The 16,963-nt window shown below is 66.5% G+C and carries 16 protein-coding genes; 11 read left to right on the forward strand and 5 right to left on the reverse strand.

The genetic code is table 11. The annotated features are described in order from the left end of the window. Positions 1-155: 155 nt before the first annotated feature. From sdhC to AC0IX4_RS17640, 4 genes are read left to right on the forward strand one after another with little or no spacing between them, the layout of a single operon-like run. On the forward strand, positions 156-563 hold the full coding sequence (gene sdhC, locus AC0IX4_RS17625; protein WP_082042887.1) for a succinate dehydrogenase, cytochrome b556 subunit: 408 nt from the start codon (positions 156-158) through the stop codon (positions 561-563). Between the two features lies 1 nt (position 564). After that, positions 565-1,026 carry a succinate dehydrogenase hydrophobic membrane anchor subunit gene (locus AC0IX4_RS17630; RefSeq protein WP_042573153.1) on the forward strand — a complete coding sequence of 154 codons (462 nt, stop codon included), beginning with the start codon at positions 565-567 and terminating at the stop codon, positions 1,024-1,026. Between the two features lie 13 nt (positions 1,027-1,039). After that, complete coding sequence (sdhA, locus tag AC0IX4_RS17635) at positions 1,040-2,791, forward strand: succinate dehydrogenase flavoprotein subunit (RefSeq protein ID WP_042573152.1); 1,752 nt, start codon at positions 1,040-1,042, stop codon at positions 2,789-2,791. Then, positions 2,791-3,573: a succinate dehydrogenase iron-sulfur subunit gene (locus AC0IX4_RS17640; RefSeq protein WP_042573151.1), complete on the forward strand. Its 783-nt coding sequence runs from the start codon at positions 2,791-2,793 to the stop codon at positions 3,571-3,573. The genes sdhA and AC0IX4_RS17640 overlap by 1 nt, the downstream gene beginning before the upstream one ends. Positions 3,574-3,636: 63 nt before the next feature. Here AC0IX4_RS17640 and AC0IX4_RS17645 read toward each other — a convergent pair whose 3' ends face one another. After that, a complete protein-coding gene (locus tag AC0IX4_RS17645) occupies positions 3,637-4,842 on the reverse strand; it encodes an acyl-CoA dehydrogenase family protein (RefSeq protein WP_042573150.1) in 1,206 nt (401 codons plus the stop codon). A 208-nt stretch (positions 4,843-5,050) separates the two neighbouring features. Here AC0IX4_RS17645 and AC0IX4_RS17650 point away from each other — a divergent pair, with 208 nt between their 5' ends. Together AC0IX4_RS17650 and AC0IX4_RS17655 are read left to right on the forward strand one after the other, a co-directional pair. Then, the gene (locus tag AC0IX4_RS17650) at positions 5,051-6,220 is read left to right on the forward strand and encodes a phytanoyl-CoA dioxygenase family protein (protein WP_042573149.1); all 1,170 of its coding nucleotides are present in this window, start codon (positions 5,051-5,053) and stop codon (positions 6,218-6,220) included. A gap of 47 nt (positions 6,221-6,267) precedes the next feature. Further along, on the forward strand, positions 6,268-7,536 hold the full coding sequence (locus AC0IX4_RS17655; protein ID WP_471830181.1) for an MFS transporter: 1,269 nt from the start codon (positions 6,268-6,270) through the stop codon (positions 7,534-7,536). Here AC0IX4_RS17655 and AC0IX4_RS17660 read toward each other — a convergent pair. Next, positions 7,495-8,517: a LacI family DNA-binding transcriptional regulator gene (locus tag AC0IX4_RS17660; RefSeq protein WP_042573147.1), complete on the reverse strand. Its 1,023-nt coding sequence runs from the start codon at positions 8,515-8,517 to the stop codon at positions 7,495-7,497. The genes AC0IX4_RS17655 and AC0IX4_RS17660 overlap by 42 nt on opposite strands. 75 nt (positions 8,518-8,592) lie before the next feature. Between AC0IX4_RS17660 and AC0IX4_RS17665 the strand changes: the two genes are divergently transcribed. The 4 genes from AC0IX4_RS17665 to AC0IX4_RS17680 are packed head-to-tail and all read left to right on the forward strand — an operon-like array spanning position 8,593 to position 12,291. After that, on the forward strand, positions 8,593-9,372 hold the full coding sequence (locus tag AC0IX4_RS17665) for an SDR family oxidoreductase (RefSeq protein ID WP_042573146.1): 780 nt from the start codon (positions 8,593-8,595) through the stop codon (positions 9,370-9,372). Next, complete coding sequence (locus AC0IX4_RS17670) at positions 9,372-10,403, forward strand: Gfo/Idh/MocA family protein (protein ID WP_471830183.1); 1,032 nt, start codon at positions 9,372-9,374, stop codon at positions 10,401-10,403. Before AC0IX4_RS17665 ends, AC0IX4_RS17670 begins: the two co-directional genes overlap by 1 nt. Then, positions 10,400-11,293, forward strand: a complete 894-nt coding sequence (locus AC0IX4_RS17675) for a sugar phosphate isomerase/epimerase family protein (RefSeq protein ID WP_471830184.1) — start codon at positions 10,400-10,402, stop codon at positions 11,291-11,293. Before AC0IX4_RS17670 ends, AC0IX4_RS17675 begins: the two co-directional genes overlap by 4 nt. Then, entirely contained in the window at positions 11,290-12,291 is a 1,002-nt protein-coding gene (locus AC0IX4_RS17680; RefSeq protein ID WP_471830186.1) for a Gfo/Idh/MocA family protein, read from the forward strand. The genes AC0IX4_RS17675 and AC0IX4_RS17680 overlap by 4 nt, the downstream gene beginning before the upstream one ends. A gap of 171 nt (positions 12,292-12,462) precedes the next feature. Here the strand turns inward: AC0IX4_RS17680 and AC0IX4_RS17685 are convergent, their stop codons facing one another. The 3 genes from AC0IX4_RS17685 to AC0IX4_RS17695 all read right to left on the reverse strand — a co-directional run bounded on the left by AC0IX4_RS17685 (position 12,463) and on the right by AC0IX4_RS17695 (position 15,694). Further along, the gene (locus AC0IX4_RS17685) at positions 12,463-13,278 is read right to left on the reverse strand and encodes an ATP-binding cassette domain-containing protein (RefSeq protein ID WP_042573143.1); all 816 of its coding nucleotides are present in this window, start codon (positions 13,276-13,278) and stop codon (positions 12,463-12,465) included. Between the two features lie 8 nt (positions 13,279-13,286). Beyond that, positions 13,287-14,345, reverse strand: coding sequence for an ABC transporter permease (locus AC0IX4_RS17690; RefSeq protein ID WP_042573142.1), 1,059 nt, complete (start codon positions 14,343-14,345; stop codon positions 13,287-13,289). 173 nt (positions 14,346-14,518) lie between these two features. Next, on the reverse strand, positions 14,519-15,694 hold the full coding sequence (locus tag AC0IX4_RS17695) for a Gfo/Idh/MocA family protein (RefSeq protein WP_042573360.1): 1,176 nt from the start codon (positions 15,692-15,694) through the stop codon (positions 14,519-14,521). Between the two features lie 183 nt (positions 15,695-15,877). Here AC0IX4_RS17695 and AC0IX4_RS17700 point away from each other — a divergent pair, with 183 nt between their 5' ends. Next, positions 15,878-16,897, forward strand: coding sequence for a LacI family DNA-binding transcriptional regulator (locus AC0IX4_RS17700; RefSeq protein WP_471830188.1), 1,020 nt, complete (start codon positions 15,878-15,880; stop codon positions 16,895-16,897). The last annotated feature ends 66 nt before the right edge of the window (positions 16,898-16,963 follow it).

Here is a 16,963-nt window from a genome sequence, read left to right on the forward strand (position 1 = left end):
AAACGCCAGGCCCAACGCGAATTAGTGCGTGTCCGGGCATGGGATTAGAGTTCGAAGAAGTCGTTTCACATACACGATCGAGCTGAGTTTCTCCGGTCTCACCCGGATCTCTCCACTCGTCGCGTCCATCAATGATGTTGGAGGCACTGCACTCGATGGCTACCTCGACCGAAGCCGCCCCGTCCCGGGAGCGCACGCGGTCTCTGTACCGCGGAGACCCTGGCATGTGGTCCTGGGTCCTGCACCGGATCACCGGTGTGGTCACGTTCTTCTTCCTGTTCGTCCACGTGCTCGACACGGCGCTCGTCCGTGTCAACCCCGAGGCGTACAACGACGTGATCGACACCTACAAGACGCCGATCGTCGGCCTGATGGAACTCGGCCTCGTCGCTGCGGTGCTCTACCACGCACTCAACGGCATCCGCGTCATGCTGGTCGACTTCTGGTCGAAGGGCACGCAGTACCAGCGCCTCATGCTCTGGGTCATTCTCGGCATCTGGTTCGTCGTGATGATCCCCGGCGCAGCGCGCATCCTCTACAACACCTTCACCGGGGGGCACTGACATGGCGACCACGGATGCCGGAAGCAAGCCGGCACGCACGCTGGGCACGTCGCACGACCGCCCCGCCAGCCTCGACAACCCGCGCTCACCGCGTCGGAAGAACCGTGGCAACTTCGAGCTCTACGCATGGCTGTTCATGCGTTTCTCCGGGCTCGCGCTCGTCGTCCTCGTCCTGGGGCACATGTCGATCATGCTGCTTCTCGACGACGGCGTTCATCGCATCAACTTCGCCTTCGTGGCCGGACGTTGGTCCAGCCCGTTCTGGCAGGTGTGGGATCTGACGATGCTGTGGTTGGCCCAGCTGCACGGCGGCAACGGCCTGCGCACGGTCATCGCGGACTACTCACGCAAGGACTCCACGCGGTTCTGGCTCACGACGCTTCTGGTCCTGTCGATGATCCTGATCATGGGTCTCGGCACGTACGTGATCTTCACGTTCGACCCCAACATCACCGCCAGCTAGGGGAGATTTCGATATGCAGGAACATCGTTACGACGTACTCATCGTCGGCGCAGGTGGCGCAGGAATGCGCGCCGCGATCGAAGCAGGCCCTCGCGCTCGCACGGCGGTTCTGACCAAGCTCTACCCCACGCGTAGTCACACCGGCGCGGCTCAGGGTGGCATGTGTGCCGCCTTGGCCAACGTCGAGGAGGACAACTGGGAGTGGCACACCTTCGACACCGTCAAGGGTGGCGACTACCTCGTCGACCAGGACGCGGCCGAGATCATGGCGAAGGAAGCCATCGATGCGGTTCTCGACCTGGAGAAGATGGGCCTGCCCTTCAACCGCACCCCCGAGGGCAAGATCGACCAGCGTCGATTCGGTGGCCACACACGCGACCACGGCAAGGCACCTGTCCGCCGTGCGTGTTACGCCGCCGACCGCACCGGGCACATGATCCTTCAGACGCTCTACCAGCAGTGCGTCAAGCATGACGTGGAGTTCTACAACGAGTTCTACGCACTCGACATCGCGCTGACCGAGACCGACAACGGTCCCGTCGCCACGGGCGTCATCGCCTACGAGCTCGCCACCGGTGAACTGCACGTCTTCCACGCGAAGTCGATCGTGTTCGCCACGGGTGGATCGGGTCGTATCTACAAGACGACGTCCAACGCCCACACCCTCACCGGTGACGGCATGAGCATCATCTTCCGCAAGGGACTGCCGCTCGAGGACATGGAGTTCCACCAGTTCCACCCGACAGGTCTGGCGGGTCTGGGCATCCTCATCTCCGAGGCGGTCCGAGGCGAGGGCGGCATCCTCCGCAACGCCGACGGCGAGCGCTTCATGGAGCGGTACGCCCCCACCATCAAGGACCTCGCACCCCGCGACATCGTCGCCCGGTCGATGGTTCTCGAGGTCCTCGAAGGTCGCGGCGCCGGTCCCAACAAGGACTACGTCTACATCGACGTGACCCATCTGGGCGCCGAGGTGCTCGAGGAGAAGCTCCCCGACATCACGGAGTTCTCGCGCACGTACCTGGGCGTCGACCCGGTGACCGAACTGGTCCCCGTCTACCCGACGTGCCACTACGTCATGGGCGGCATCCCCACCAAGATCCGTGGTGAGGTCCTGCGCAACAACGACGACATCGTCCCCGGACTGTTCGCCGCCGGTGAGTGCGCCTGCGTGTCGGTCCACGGCTCGAACCGCCTGGGAACCAACTCGCTCCTCGACATCAACGTGTTCGGCCGTCGCGCCGGCATCGCTGCCGCCGAGCATGCGAACAGCGTCGACTTCACGCCGCTGCCCGAGGCTCCGCAGAAGATGGTCGAGGACTGGCTCGAGCTGATCCTCTCGGATCACGGCTCCGAGAAGGTCGCCACGATCCGCTCCGAGCTGCAGCAGTCGATGGACAACAACGCGTCCGTCTTCCGCACCGAGGACACGCTGAAGCAGGCGCTGAGCGACATCCAGTCACTCAAGGAGCGCTACGGCCGGATCACCGTGCAGGACAAGGGCAAGCGCTACAACAGCGACCTGCTCGAGGCCGTCGAGCTCGGCTTCCTGCTGGAGATGGCCGAGGTCACCGTCGCCGGTGCCCTCAATCGCAAGGAGACTCGCGGCGGACACGCACGCGAGGACTACCCGGAGCGCGACGACGTCAACTTCATGCGCCACACCATGGCGTACAAGGTGGGCGACGGATTGCTCTCCGATATCCGCCTCGACTACAAGCCCGTGGTGCAGACGCGCTACGAGCCGATGGAGCGTAAGTACTGATGAGTGCAGCTGTAATCGACAACTCCGAAGACAAGAGCGACCTCCCCGCCGTCCCCGACGAAGCGGTCATGGTCACTCTGAAGATCGCTCGCTTCAACCCCGAGGACGACAAGGGCGCACACTGGGACAGCTTCCAGGTGCCCACCCTGGCGACCGACCGTCTGCTGAACCTGATGCTCTACGTCAAGAGCTACCTCGACGGCACTCTGTCGTTCCGACGCTCGTGCGCGCACGGCGTCTGCGGCAGCGACGCGATGCGCGTCAACGGTGTCAACCGTCTCGCCTGCAAGGTGCTGATGCGCGACATGCTCCCCAAGGACTCGTCGAAGTCCTTGACCATCACGATCGAGCCGATCCGCGGGCTTCCCGTGGAGAAGGACCTGATCGTGGACATGGAGCCGTTCTTCGACGCGTTCCGTGCCGTCAAGCCGTACCTGATGACCAGCGGCAACGAGCCCACGCGTGAACGCATCCAGTCGGCTGCCGACCGCGCCCGGTTCGACGACACCACCAAGTGCATCCTGTGCGCATGTTGCACCACGTCGTGCCCCGTGTACTGGAACGACGGCAGCTACTTCGGTCCCGCTGCCATCGTCAACGCGCACCGCTTCATCTTCGACAGCCGTGACGAGGGCGCTCCCGAGCGTCTCGACATCCTCAACGACGTCGAGGGTGTGTGGCGCTGCCGCACCACCTTCAACTGCACCGACGCTTGCCCTCGCGGCATCCAGGTGACGAAGGCCATCCAGGAAGTCAAGCGCGCGCTGCTCTTCGCACGCTGACCTCCTCGCACGTCCCGAAAAGCCCGCTCCTGCACTGCAGGAGCGGGCTTTCGTGTGCTCGCGCTACACGAAGGCGGAGAAGCCGGTCACTCCCCTGCCGACGATGAGATTGTTCATCTGGGAGGTGCCTTCGTACGAGTAGAGGGCTTCCGCGTCGGTGAAGAATCGGATGACGTCGTAGTCGAGAACGATGCCGTTGCCGCCGAGGATCTCTCTCGCCCAGCCGACAACCTCGCGGAGCCGCGTGGTGCAGTAGCTCTTGCTCAACGCGGCGTGCTCGTCGTGATGGACCCCGGAATCCTGGAGCTGAGACACCCGCAGCGCCATGCCGATGCACGCCGTGATGTTTCCGGCCATGCGGGCGATCAGGTCTGAGATCAACTGGAACGACGCGATGGGCGCACCGAACTGTTCGCGTTCCTGCGCGTAGGCAACGGCCTTCTCGAAGGCCCCGATCATGACGCCGACAGCTCCCCAGGCGACTCCCCCGCGCGTCAGCGACAGCACCTTCGCGGTGTCGGCGAAGGAGTTGGCGTGCTCGAGCTTGTTCGCGACGGGCACTCGGCAGTTCTCGAAGTACAGGTCGGCGTTCTCGACGGCGCGGAGCGAGTACTTGCGTTCGATCTTCTCGGCGCGGAACCCCTCGAACTCCTTCTCGACGACGAAGCCCTTGACCTCTCCGTCCGCCTCGTCCTTGGCGTAGACGATGACGAGGTCCGCGAATGTCGCGTTGCCGATCCACCTCTTGCTGCCGTTGAGGACCCAGTGATCCCCGTCGAGGCGTGCCGTCGTCTCCAGACCGCCGGCGACGTCGGATCCACCGTGCGGCTCCGAGAGCCCGAAGGCGCCGATCTTCTCCATCCGCCTCATGGCGGGCAGCCACCGATCCTTCTGCTCGTCGGATCCCAGGATGGCGATGCTGCTCATCGCGAGGCCGCTGTGGACGGTGAACATGGTTCCTGTCGACGGATCCACGCGGGAGAACTCCATCCCGAGCCACCCGGTGAACACCTTCCGGGCGGGCTCCCGACCGTCGAATTCGTATTCGAGCCCGACGATTCCGAGCTCCGCCAACCTCGGCAGCAGGTGTACCGGCGACTGCGCCTTCTCCCAGAACTCGTTGGCCCGCGGGGCGACCTCGTCCTCCAGGAACTGACGAACCGTGAGCACGATCGCCGATTCCTCGTCGGTGAGCACTCCTTGGTAGCCGAACATGTCGGCGGCCAGGAAATCCGGTGACAGGGGTCCCAGCGGTTCGTGCTTGCTCATGTACAACTCCTGAGGTCGTGACAGCGATCGATGCGGTTACCCGTCACCGTGGTACACGGTTACCCCGGATGTCGGCGAATCAGACGGATTCGTCCCGGCATCGATCACGTACTCGAGGTGTTCTCGAGGGGTCCACGGCTCTTGTACGGTCGGCGTCGAGGGTGCAGGCTCGACAGAGAGAATCACCTGTCGATGCAAAGGAAACGACATGACACTGTCCGCACAGCACTCGTCCCGCACTGCTCTGGTCACCGAATCGGATTGCGACCTCGCCGAGTTCCACCGGGTCGTCTCCGCGACCACCGATCCGGCGGACTATCCGTATTCGTCCTCCGTGGAGAGCAACGTCCTCTTCTACGACGCCGCCACGCTCGACACCGCGGGCGATCGCGTCGGCCTCCAGGACGAGATCGCACGGGCACTGCTCGACGGCCCGGGGATCGTGGTGTTCCGCGGCGCCGTCACGAGCGATCACGCGTTTCGAGAGGTCACCGAGTACTTCGAGTCCGTCGTCGAGCGCCAGCGCCGCGACGGCACGGGCAGCGGCGACCACTTCGCGAAGCCGGGCGCGAACGACCGCGTCTGGAACGCACTGCAGAAATTGGCGCTGGAGGCGCCCGAGCTCTTCACCCGGTACTACTCGAACGATGTCCTGGCCCTCGTCGCCGAAGCGTGGCTCGGACCGATGTACCAGGTGACGTCGGCGGTGAACGTCGTCAATCCTGGTGGTGCCGCACAGAATCCCCACCGTGACTATCACCTCGGGTTCATGGACCCCGCGACCGCATCACGCTTCCGGGCCCACGTCCACCGGTTGTCGCCGGCATTGACGCTGCAGGGCGCGGTGGCCCACTGCGACATGCCCATCGAGAGCGGGCCGACGATGTATCTGCCGTTCTCCCAGCACTACGAACCCGGGTACGTCGCATTCGGTCTACCCGCCTTCCAGGAGTACTTCGCGCAGAACTACGTGCAACTGCCCTTGAGTAAAGGCGACGCGGTGTTCTTCAATCCGGCTCTCTTCCACGCCGCCGGTCACAACACGTCGACCTCGATCAAGCGCATGGCCAACCTTCTGCAGATCTCGTCGGCGTTCGGGCGAGCGATGGACAGCGTGGACCGCGAGGCCATCGTGACCTCCATCTATCCCTCGCTCCAGGAGTTCGCGGCGACCCACGGCGAACGGTCGGTCGCGAATGTGGTGGCCGCCTCGGCCGAGGCGTATGCATTTCCGACGAACCTGGACCTGGACCCGCCGCTGACCGGCCTGGCCGCCGAGACGCAGGCCGAGCTGGTGCACAGGGCACTCGACGAGAACCTCTCCCCCGACGAGTTCGCCGACGAGGCGGCCGCCATGAGTACCCGTCACCGGCCCTGACGTCTCTCGGTTGTGCACCGGCTCTCTCGCCGGGCGATAGTGGTGGCGTGAAGGACGACACGGACGCCTCGACGAGCACGGACACGAGCGACGACACCCACCCCGAGCCCACGATCGGGCGAGGCCTGGTGCTGCTGCTCGCCGTCACGTGCGGCGTCCTGGTCGCCAACCTGTACTACGCGCAACCCCTGCTCCACAGCATCGCGCGCTCGTTCGACGTCGACAACGCCACCGCGGGCATCCTGGTCACGACCGCACAGATCGGGTATGCGGTGGGCCTGGCGTTCCTGGTGCCGCTCGGCGACATGATCGAGCGGCGGCGCCTCATCGTGACCGCGGCGGTGGTGTGCGCGATCGCCGACGCTGCCGCCGTCGCCGCCCCCGCGTTCTCCGTCCTCGCGGCAGCATTGATCCTGGCCGGTATCGGGGCGTCCGCAGCCATGGTGATCGTTCCGTTGAGCTCGGCGCTCGCCGCGGAGGAGGATCGCGGGCGCACCGTCGGCACCGTGATGAGCGGACTGCTGACGGGCATCCTGCTGGCACGGACGGTGAGCGGGTTCTTGTCCGAAGTCGGCGGGTGGCGCTTGGTGTTCGCAGTCGCGGCCGTCGTCATCGCGATACTCGCCGCGGTCCTGTGGCGCTTCGTTCCCGTCTCGACTCCGGTGGTGACCGAGTCCTACCGCGGCATCCTGGTGTCCATCCTGACGTTGGTCCGCACCGGCCGCGAGCTTCGCCTCAGGATGGCTCTGGGTGCGTTGCTGATGGCGTCGTTCTCCGTCATGTGGACCGGCCTCGCCTTCCTACTTGCCGCTCCCCCGTTCTCGTACGGTGACGCCGTCATCGGACTCTTCGGCATCGCCGGGGTCGCCGGCGCAGCGATCGCTCCTGTCGCCGGCCGGATGGCGGATCGAGGACGCGGACGCCTCGCCACGACGCTGTGCCTGACCGTGCTGCTCGCGAGTTGGGTTCCGCTGTATCTCGGATCCGCGAGCGGTGCCGTGTGGGCCGTTGTCGTCCTGCTGGTGGGCATCGTGGCCCTGGACCTCGGAACGCAGGGTGCCCACATCGCCAATCAGAACGTCGTCTTCGTTCTCGACCCACCGGCGCGCAACCGCCTGAACACGGCGTACATGGTCAGCTACTTCGCCGGGGGCGTGGTGGGTTCGAGCGCGGCGTCGCTGAGTTGGTCGATGGGCGGATGGACCGCGCTGTGCATCGCCGGCGCCGGTATGTCGGCTGCCGCGCTGGTGGCGTGGGGGCTGTGGCGGACGGCGTCATCGGGGAGTGTTGTAGGGAGTGACTACGTGCACGGGTGACGGCGAATCCTGGACCCCGTGCACGGCGCCTGCCGACTGCATCAGGAGGCGGCACGCCAGCCGCGCGTCTGCGCGCAGATCGTGATGGAGGACGGCGCTGATCGACCGGTCCGCCAGCAGCCGACGATTGTCCGCGTCGAGATCGTGCGCGATGAACACCCGGCACCGTCGGCCGACACGCGCGAACGCCCGCACCGTGGCGAGGTTTCCGCCACCGATGGAATAGACACCCTCGATGTCCGGGTGCGCCTCGAGTGCGGCGACGACCAGATCCTCGACCGTGTCGTCGAGACCGCTGCTGCGCGCGATGTCTACGACGGGGCGGGTCACACCCGACGAGGTCGCCCGCAGCGCCCGCCGGAAGCCGATCTCACGGTCACCCTCGTTGCGGAAACTGTTGTGACTCAACGTGACCAGCACGGCCGCGGGCGACTCTCCGAGCCACTGGTCCACCAGGTACGCAGCCGTTGCTCCGGCCGCGTGGTCGTCGATGCCGACGTAGGCGATACGCGCGCTGGAGGGCACGTCGCTGACGTAGGTGACGACGGGTATCCCCGACGCCGACAGGACGTCGAGCGCACGCGCCACCTCCGGTTCGTCCGGCGCCTTGACGATCACGCCGTGCGATCCTCGAAGTCGGATGCGGTCGAGAGTCTCGAGCATCGCCTCCACCGACTCGGTCTCCCGGAAGTGGAACCGCGAGCGGACGACGGCCGGGGACAGCATCGGAAGTTCCGACTCGATCGAGGCTCGCACCTGCGCGCAGAAGCGTTCGGGTGCCTGCATCACCACGTCGAAGAAGAACTTGCGCCCTGACAGTCGTAGCTGGCTGCGCTGCTTGTCCAGGTCCGCGATCGCCTGGCGCACCTCTGCGCGGGTGTCCTCGCGGACGCCGGGACGCTCATGGAGAACTCGGTCGACGGTCGCCTCGCTCAGCCCCGACTGCTGCGCGATCTCCCGAACCTTGTAGCGATGGCCCACAGCCGTGTCCTCTCGAGGTGTTTTTGATGCCTCCAGAGTGTTGATCACACGGACGAGTACCGCAAGACTTCTCGGGTGAGCACACTTCTGCACGACACTGTCGTTCTCGTCAGCGGCGGAACGTCCGGTGTCGGTGCGGCCGTGGTGCGCGCATCGCTGGCCGCCGGTGCCCGTGTCGCCTTCAGCGGCCGTCGCGACGACGTCGGAACGTCGATGGAGCACGAGCTTCGCGCACAGGGGCACGACGCCACCTATATCCGCGCCGACGTCGCCGACGCCGCAGACGCTCTGGCGAGCGTGGCGCGAACCATCGAGGTGTACGGACGGGTGGACGCCGTGTGCAATGCCGCCGGCCTCACCTCCCGCGGAACGCTGATCGACACCACTCCCGAGCTGTTCGACGACCACATCGCGGTCAACCTGCGCGGCCCGTTCTTCGTGATGCAGGCGGCGGTCAAGGACATGCTCTCCCGCTCGGCACCGGGAACGATCGTGAACATCGGCTCGCTCAGCTCTCGGGGCGGCCAGCCCTATCTCGCGCCCTACTCGGCGGCGAAGGCCGGACTGGCCGGACTGACGAAGAACGCCGCCCACGCCCACCGGTGGGACCGCATCCGCATCAACGCCCTCGACATCGGATGGACGGAGACCGAGGGAGAGACCCTGACGCAGAAGCGTTTTCACGATGCGGACGACGACTGGGTCGCCGACGCCTCGGCCGCGCTCCCGATGGGCAAGCTCGGGCAACCGGACGAGATCGCCGACTTCGTGGTGTTCCTGCTGTCGGCGCGCAGCGGTGTGGTCACGGGATCGGTCATCGAATGGGACCAGCAGGTAGTAGGAGGACAGGACTGATGAGTACACAGGCACGAATCGGAGTCATCGGATTGGGGCGCATCGGCGCATTCCACGTGGAGACTCTCGCCGGTCTGGACGGAGTGTCGAGCCTCGTCGTCACCGACGGCCGACCCGATGTGACGGACACGGTCGCCGCGAAGTACAACGCGGAAAAGGTCGACGGAGTCGACGCGATGTTGTCCGCCGGTGTGGACGGCATCGTCATCGCGGCAGCCACTCCCGCGCACGCCTCCCTGCTGCTCGCCGCCGTCGACGCCGGCATTCCCGTCTTCTGCGAGAAGCCGCTGGCCTTCACCGCAGCCGAGAGCCGAGCAGTGGTGGACGGCATCGCGTCGTCGGACGTCCCGGTACAGATCGGGTTCAACCGTCGGTTCGACCCCGCCGTGGCAGCAGCCGAGCGCGCGGTGCGAGGAGGCGAACTCGGATTCCTGCACACCGTCCGTTCCACGACACTCGACCCCGCTCCCCCACCGATGGCCTACATCGCGGAGTCCGGCGGCATCTTCCGCGACTGCAGCGTCCACGACTTCGACGTCGTCCGCTGGATCGTGGGACGAGAGGTGGTCTCGGTCTTCGCCGCCGGCTCCAACCAGGGTGATCCCGCCTTCGCCGCGGCGGGCGACGTCGACTCCGCCACCGTCCTTCTCACGTTCGAGGGCGGCACCGTCGGCGTCGTGTCGAATTCCCGCTACAACGGCCGCGGGTACGACTGCCGGCTCGAGGTGCACGGCAGCGAGGACACCGTCGTTGCCGGTTGGGACCCGCACTCGCCGGTGCGCAACATGGAAGCGGCACAGGGTTTCCCGCACGGTGAGATCTTCCCGGCGGACGCGCCGCACTCGTTCTTCATGGACCGCTTCGCGCAGTCGTACCGTGACGAGCTGACAGCGTTCCTCGACGTCGCCACCGGAACCCGCCCGTCACCCTGCACCGCACAGGACGCTCTCGAGGTCGCCTGGATCGCCGAGGCCGCCACCGAATCATTGCGCCGAGGCGCACCCGTCACCCTGGAAGAGGTTCGCTCATGACCGCAGCACCCGTACGTATCGCCGGAGCCCCCATCTCGTGGGGTGTGTGCGAGGTCCCCGGCTGGGGCTACCAGATGGACAACGACCGCGTCCTCCGCGAGATGCGCGACGCAGGACTCACCGCGACGGAGAACGGTCCCGAGGGCTTCCTGCCCGCCGATCCCGCCGCCCTCGCGGCGACTCTGGCGGGACACGACCTGACCTCGGTCGGGGGCTTCGCTCCTGTTCTGCTGCACGAGGAGTCGCATGACCCGGTGCCGACCATCTCGTCGCTGCTCGACGGCTTCGTCGCGGCGAACGCCGACGTCATCGTCCTCGCCGCCTCCACGGGCCAGGAGGGCTACGACGCACGTCCGACCCTCACCGCCGATCAGTGGACCGTGTTGCTGCGCAACCTCGATCGTCTAGCTGCGGCCTCGGCGGACCGCGGCATCCTCGCTGTCGTCCATCCCCATGTCGGCACCATGATCGAGCAGCGCGACGAGGTCCACCGCGTGCTCGACGGATCGTCCATCCCGCTGTGCCTGGACACCGGTCACCTGATGATCGGCGGTACCGATCCGGCCGAATTGGCCACTGCGGCAGCCGATCGCATCGCCCATGCTCACCTCAAGGACGTCGACGCAGCACTCGCGGCGCGGGTCCAGGCCGGAGAACTGACCTACACCGACGCCGTCCGCGCGGGTATGTACCGGCCTCTCGGCACCGGTGACGTGGGCATCGGCGGCGTCGTGGACTCGCTCCTCGACGCCGGCTACACGGGCTGGTTCGTGCTCGAGCAGGACACCATTCTGACCGGCGAGCCCGAAGGTCCCGGCCCCATCACCGACGTCATCGCCAGCGTCGGGTACCTTCGCGACGTGGTGGCGGCCCGACGGGCAACGGTGTGACAACGCCCGAACCGAAAGCTGCGACCCTGCGCATCGGGGTTCTGGGAGCGTCGCGTATCGCGGAGCAGGCCATCGTCGGTCCGGCCCACGCGCTCGGTCACCGGCTGGTGGTGGTGGCGGCACGCGATCGCGGCCGGGCCGAGGCGTTCGCCGAGCGGTACGGCGTGGAACGCGTCGCGGACAGCTACGACGCGGTCATCGACGATCCCGAGGTGGATGCCGTCTACAACCCGTTGGCCAACGCCCTCCACGCCGAGTGGAACATCCGCGCCCTGCGTGCGGGCAAGGCCGTCCTGACGGAGAAGCCGTTCGCACGCAACGCTTCCGAGGCGAGCGAGGTGCGCGAAGTAGCGCGTGAGACTGGCGGCATCATCGTCGAAGGGTTCCACTATCTCTTCCACCCGGTGACGCGTCGCCTGCTCGAGATCGCCGAGTCCGGCCGTCTGGGTCGGCTCACCGGCGTCGATGTCGTCATGGCGATGCCGGAACCGGCCGACGGCGATCCTCGGTGGTCGCTCGACCTCGCCGGCGGTGCGATCATGGATCTGGGCTGCTACGGCCTGCACGTGCACCGCATGCTCGCCGACGCCGCCGGAGGGCCGCCGCGCGTGGTCTCCGCGACGGCGACCGAACGTGACAAGGGCGTCGACGAGACGTCCACGATCGAGCTCGAGTTCCCGAACGGCGCTCGCGGAACGGTCACCAACTCGATGGTGCACCCGCAGTTCGAATTCACCGTCCGACTGACGTTCTCGGACGGTTCCGCGTTCGCGCCCGACTACATCAAGCCGAACTCCGACGATCGGGTCTCGGTCACGGACGCGTCGGGAACCACGGTGGAGCATCTGGGGACGCGCCCGTCCTACGAGTACCAACTCGAGGCGTTCGCGGCCCACGTCCTGCACGGCGCGCCGATCCCGCTGGGAGCAGACGACGCGGTGGCGACCATGGAATTGGTGGACGCCGCGTACACGGCAGCAGGCCTCCCTCTCCGCTAGACACCGACCGACGGCCCCGCACCTCTCACCGGTGCGGGGCCGTCGTCGTTCGTGCAGTTCTGCTCGCAGGCGCCGACCGCACGGCACATCCGGCCGTGACGACACGGGTTGTGTGCAGGGACGACACGGGCCCCGCACCTCGAGGAGGTGCGGGGCCCGTGAGCGCAGGTGTCAGCGACGCAGTTCGTGCGTGAGCGTCTCGAGCTCGTCGCCGCCGGCCATCTCCTTGGTCAGGTCGTCGAGGCTGATCTCGTCGTACGAGCAGTCGAGCTTCTGACGGCCGCGGTTGAGGAGGACGAAGTGGTCACCCACCATGTACGCGTGGTGCGGGTTGTGCGTGATGAACACGACGCCGAAGCCCTGCTCCTTGGCTGCGGAGATGTAGCGCAGCACCATGCCGGACTGCTTGACGCCCAGCGCGGCGGTCGGCTCGTCGAGGATCAGGACGCGGGCGCCGAAGAAGATGGCGCGGGCGATGGCCACACACTGACGCTGACCACCGGACAGCGACCCGATGGGGGCGTCGACGTCGGGCAGGTCGATGCCCATCTTGTGCAGCTCTTCCTTCGTCGTGGCCCGCATGGCGGCCGCGTCGAGGGTCTTGAGGACGCCCTTCTTCCGCAGCTCCTGGCCGAGGAAGAAGTTGCGCCACACCGGCATCAGCGACACGACGGCGAGGTCCTGATAGACCGTGGCGATGCCCTTGTCCAAGGCGTCCTTGGGCGAGCCGAACTTGACGGCTTTCCCGTCGACGAGGAGCTCGCCCTCGGTCTGCTGGTGCAGCCCGGCCATGATCTTGATGAGCGTGGACTTGCCGGCGCCGTTGTCGCCGAGCACGCCCGTCACCTCACCGGCGCCGACGCGGAGGTTGATGCCGCCGAGCGCGATGATGTTTCCGTAGCTCTTGCCGACGTTCTTCAGTTCGATCAGAGGGGTCTTGCCGCCGCTGTTGTCGGACTCGACGGGGGTCTCGATGGTTGCACTCATGTCAGGTGTCACCTTTTCGCAGCGTAGGAACGGAAGCTGTTGTTGGCGATGACGGCGAAGAGCAGCATCGCGCCGAGGAAGAACTTGAACCAGTCCGGGTTCCAGCCCGCGTAGACGATGCCCTGGTTGGTCATACCGAAGATGAACGCTCCGATGGCGGCGCCGATCGCGGTACCGAACCCTCCGGTGAGCAAGCATCCGCCGATGACCGCGGCGATGATGTAGAGGAACTCGTTGCCGACGCCCTGTCCGGACTGCACGGTGTTGAAGGCGAAGAGCAAGTGCATGCCGACGAACCAGGCGCAGAAACCGACGAACATGAACATGCCGATCTTGACCTTCGTCACCGGTACGCCGATGGCCCGCGCCGAGTCCTGGTTGCCGCCCACGGCGAAGACCCAGTTACCGATGCGCGTCTTCATCAGCACGAACGTGGTGAGAAGGGTGAACAGCAGCCACCACACGACGGTGATGCGGACCGAGACACCGAAGATGGAGAACGAGGAGGCGAAGACCTTCTTGGCGGACTCGAAGCCGGCCATGTCGGAGATCGACTGCGTGGCGACCTGTCCGGTGACCAGCTTGGTCACCGCGAGGTTGATTCCGGTGAGCATCAGGAACGACGACAGGGTGATCAGGAAGGACGGGATCTTGGTCTTCATCACCAGATACCCGTTGAGGAAGCCCACGCCCAGCGCGAGGACCAGCGCCAGCAGCGATCCGATCCAGACGTTGAGGTGCAGGTTGTAGGCGAGCATCGATGCCGCGATGGACGAGAACGTCACCGCCACACCGGTCGACAGGTCGAACTCGCCGCCGATCATGAGCACCGAGACGCCGCAGGCCATGATGCCGATGGTCGAGGATGCGTAGAGCACCGTCGCCAGAGCTTCGGGGCTGCGGAACGGCGGCGCGACGATCGCGAAGAACACGAAGATGATGATGGCGCCGAACAGCGCACCGATCTCCGGGCGTACCAACAGCCGCTGGAACGGCTTCTGCTTCTTCACGCGCTCGTCGGTCACGACGGTGTGCGTGGCGAGATCGAGATCTGCCTGTGTGGACATGGACTTCCTTACCTGACGGTGGATTCTCTGCGCTGACGACCGTGTGACGTCCCGGCCGAGAAGCAGGGCCGTGGCGGAACATCGCCGTGTCATGACGATGTAATACGCATCACAGCCATAAGTCAATACTTTGTTCGGACATTAGGACTGCAGGGGTGACATATGGGCCCGGGTCACGGTGTCACCCAGCGCCCCGCCGCCACCGACTCGGTCATGGCGTCCAGTATCTCCGAGCTGCGTACCGCGTCCCGCACCGTGGCGCCCACGGGACGATTCTCCGCGATCGACTGCAAGAACCGTGCCGCTTCCACGACCTTCAGGTCGTCGTAGCCCATCGCCGAGGCGGATCCGGGCTGGAACGCGCCGTATTCGCCGGCATCCGGACCCACGAACACGGTCGACATCGGCTGATCCTGGAAGAGCGATCCGGTGCTCAGCACCAGCTCGCCCATCCGCCGGAAATCCCAGGACAGCGCGCCGCGCGTTCCGTGGATCTCGAAGCCGTAGGAGTTCTGCTCACCGACCGACACACGACTGGCCTCGAGAACGCACCGCGCACCCGACGCCATCCGCAGCTGCGCCGACACGAAGTCCTCGTTCTCCACCGCACCCTTCTCGCCACCGCTCGACCGGGTGTGGCCGCTGGTGGCGCCGGTGGGCTTGGACCGCTGCGGGATGAACACGGCCGTGTCCGCGACCAGGGAGGCGATGTCGCCGAGGAGGTACCAGACCAGGTCCGCCCCGTGGGATGCCAGATCCCCCAGCACTCCGCTGCCCCCACGTTCGCGCTCGAAACGCCAGCTCAGGGCGCCGTCCGGATGTGCTGCGTAGTCGCTGAAGAACCGGAAGCGGGCATGCGTGATCTCGCCGATCTCACCGGACGCGATGATGGCGCGAGCCTGCTCCACCGCCGGCGCATTGCGGTAGTTGAAGCCCACCGCCGTCTGCACGCCCGCCTTCTCCGCAGCGATCGCCACGGCGCGCGCATCGTCGGCGGACAGCCCGACGGGCTTCTCGATCCAGAGATGCTTCCCCGACTCCGCCACCGCTACACCCATGTCCCGGTGCAGGAAGTTCGGCGACGTCACCGACACGGCGCCGACGGACGGGTCCGAGAGAACGTCACGCCACGACGTCGTCGAGGACGCGAACCCGAACTGCGCCGCTGCCTCCTCGGCTCGACCGGGCACCTCGTCGGCCACCGTGGCCAGAACGGGCAGGGGCCGCAGGGACGGGTAGTGATGCCGGACCCGGCTGTAGGCCTGGGTATGGACACGGCCCATCCAGCCGAACCCGATGACGGCAACTCCGATAGCGGTGGGACGGGAATTCGACAGGGCGTCGGACATGAGTGCGCTCCAGGCGTGAGAGGGATTGGACCGTTCCAAAAGGAAGTCGATCCGCAGTGTGCCCCTCATGCGGAGCCGCTGTCAACGGTCTTCCGCTCGACGCGACTGTGCAGCTAGGCTGCGTTTGGCACGGTCCAATCGGGCACGGTCCACTGCAGGAGCCCGGCGAGAACGGAGAGTGCGATGTCGACATCGGATCGGCTCCCCACCATTCGCACCGTGGCGGAGCACGCAGGGGTCTCCAAGTCACTGGTGTCCCTGGTGCTGCACGACTCCCCCAATGTCAGCGACGACAAGCGCGCCGCCGTCCTCGCGTCGATCGACGCCCTGGGCTACCGACCGAACCTGTCCGCCCGCAGCCTGTCCCGTCAGCGCACGGACATCGTCGGCGTCCTGATCAACGACCTGCGGAACCCGTGGTTCGTCGATTGCCTGGAAGGAATGGCCCCGGTCCTCGAGAGCCACGGACTGACGATGATGCTCGGTGACGGGCGCGCCGATCGCAGCGGCGACGACACCGTCGTCCGCAAGTTCACGGAGCTGCGCCTCGACGCGCTGGTCCTGGTCGGCACTCGTGAGCCGACCCCACTCGTCGCCGGTGCGGCGACCTCGATGCCGACGGTGATCGTCGCCAGCCGAGACCTCGAACTCCCCCGTGCGGACGTGGTGGCGAACGACGACACGGCGGGCTCGGAGCTCGCGGTCCGCCATCTGGCAGACCTCGGTCACCGCCTGATCGCCCACGTTGCCGGCTCGTTCGGTGTCGTCGCAGCGCTACGCGCGGCGAGCTATCGCTCCACCATGGCGTCCCTCGGACTCGATACCGACGGCCTGGTCGAGACGTGCGACCTCACCGAGGACGGTGGGTACGAGGCCGCGACCAGACTGCTCTCCCGATCACCTCGACCGACAGCCGTCTACGCCGTCAACGACATCGCCGCCGTCGGCGTCATGACCGCCTGCCAGGAGGCCGGACTGTCCGTGCCACAGGACATCTCGGTCGTCGGCTACGACAACACCTCCATCGCGCAACTCCGCCACGTGTCGTTGACATCCGTGGACAACGCCAGCTCTGCCGTCGGTCGCCGGGCCGCCGCCGCGGTGATCGACCGCATCGCGCGCCCCGACGCCGCGGGCACGGTGGACCTGATAGCACCGAGCCTGCAGGTGCGCGGGAGCACGGCGCCACCCGCCGGAACGTAGCTCCCCACACCTGCCGTCCGGCGACTTAGGGTACCCCTACCTCCGTGGTCTCCGGAGGCACCACGA

The organism is Rhodococcus sp. AC861 (genome assembly GCF_979256035.1).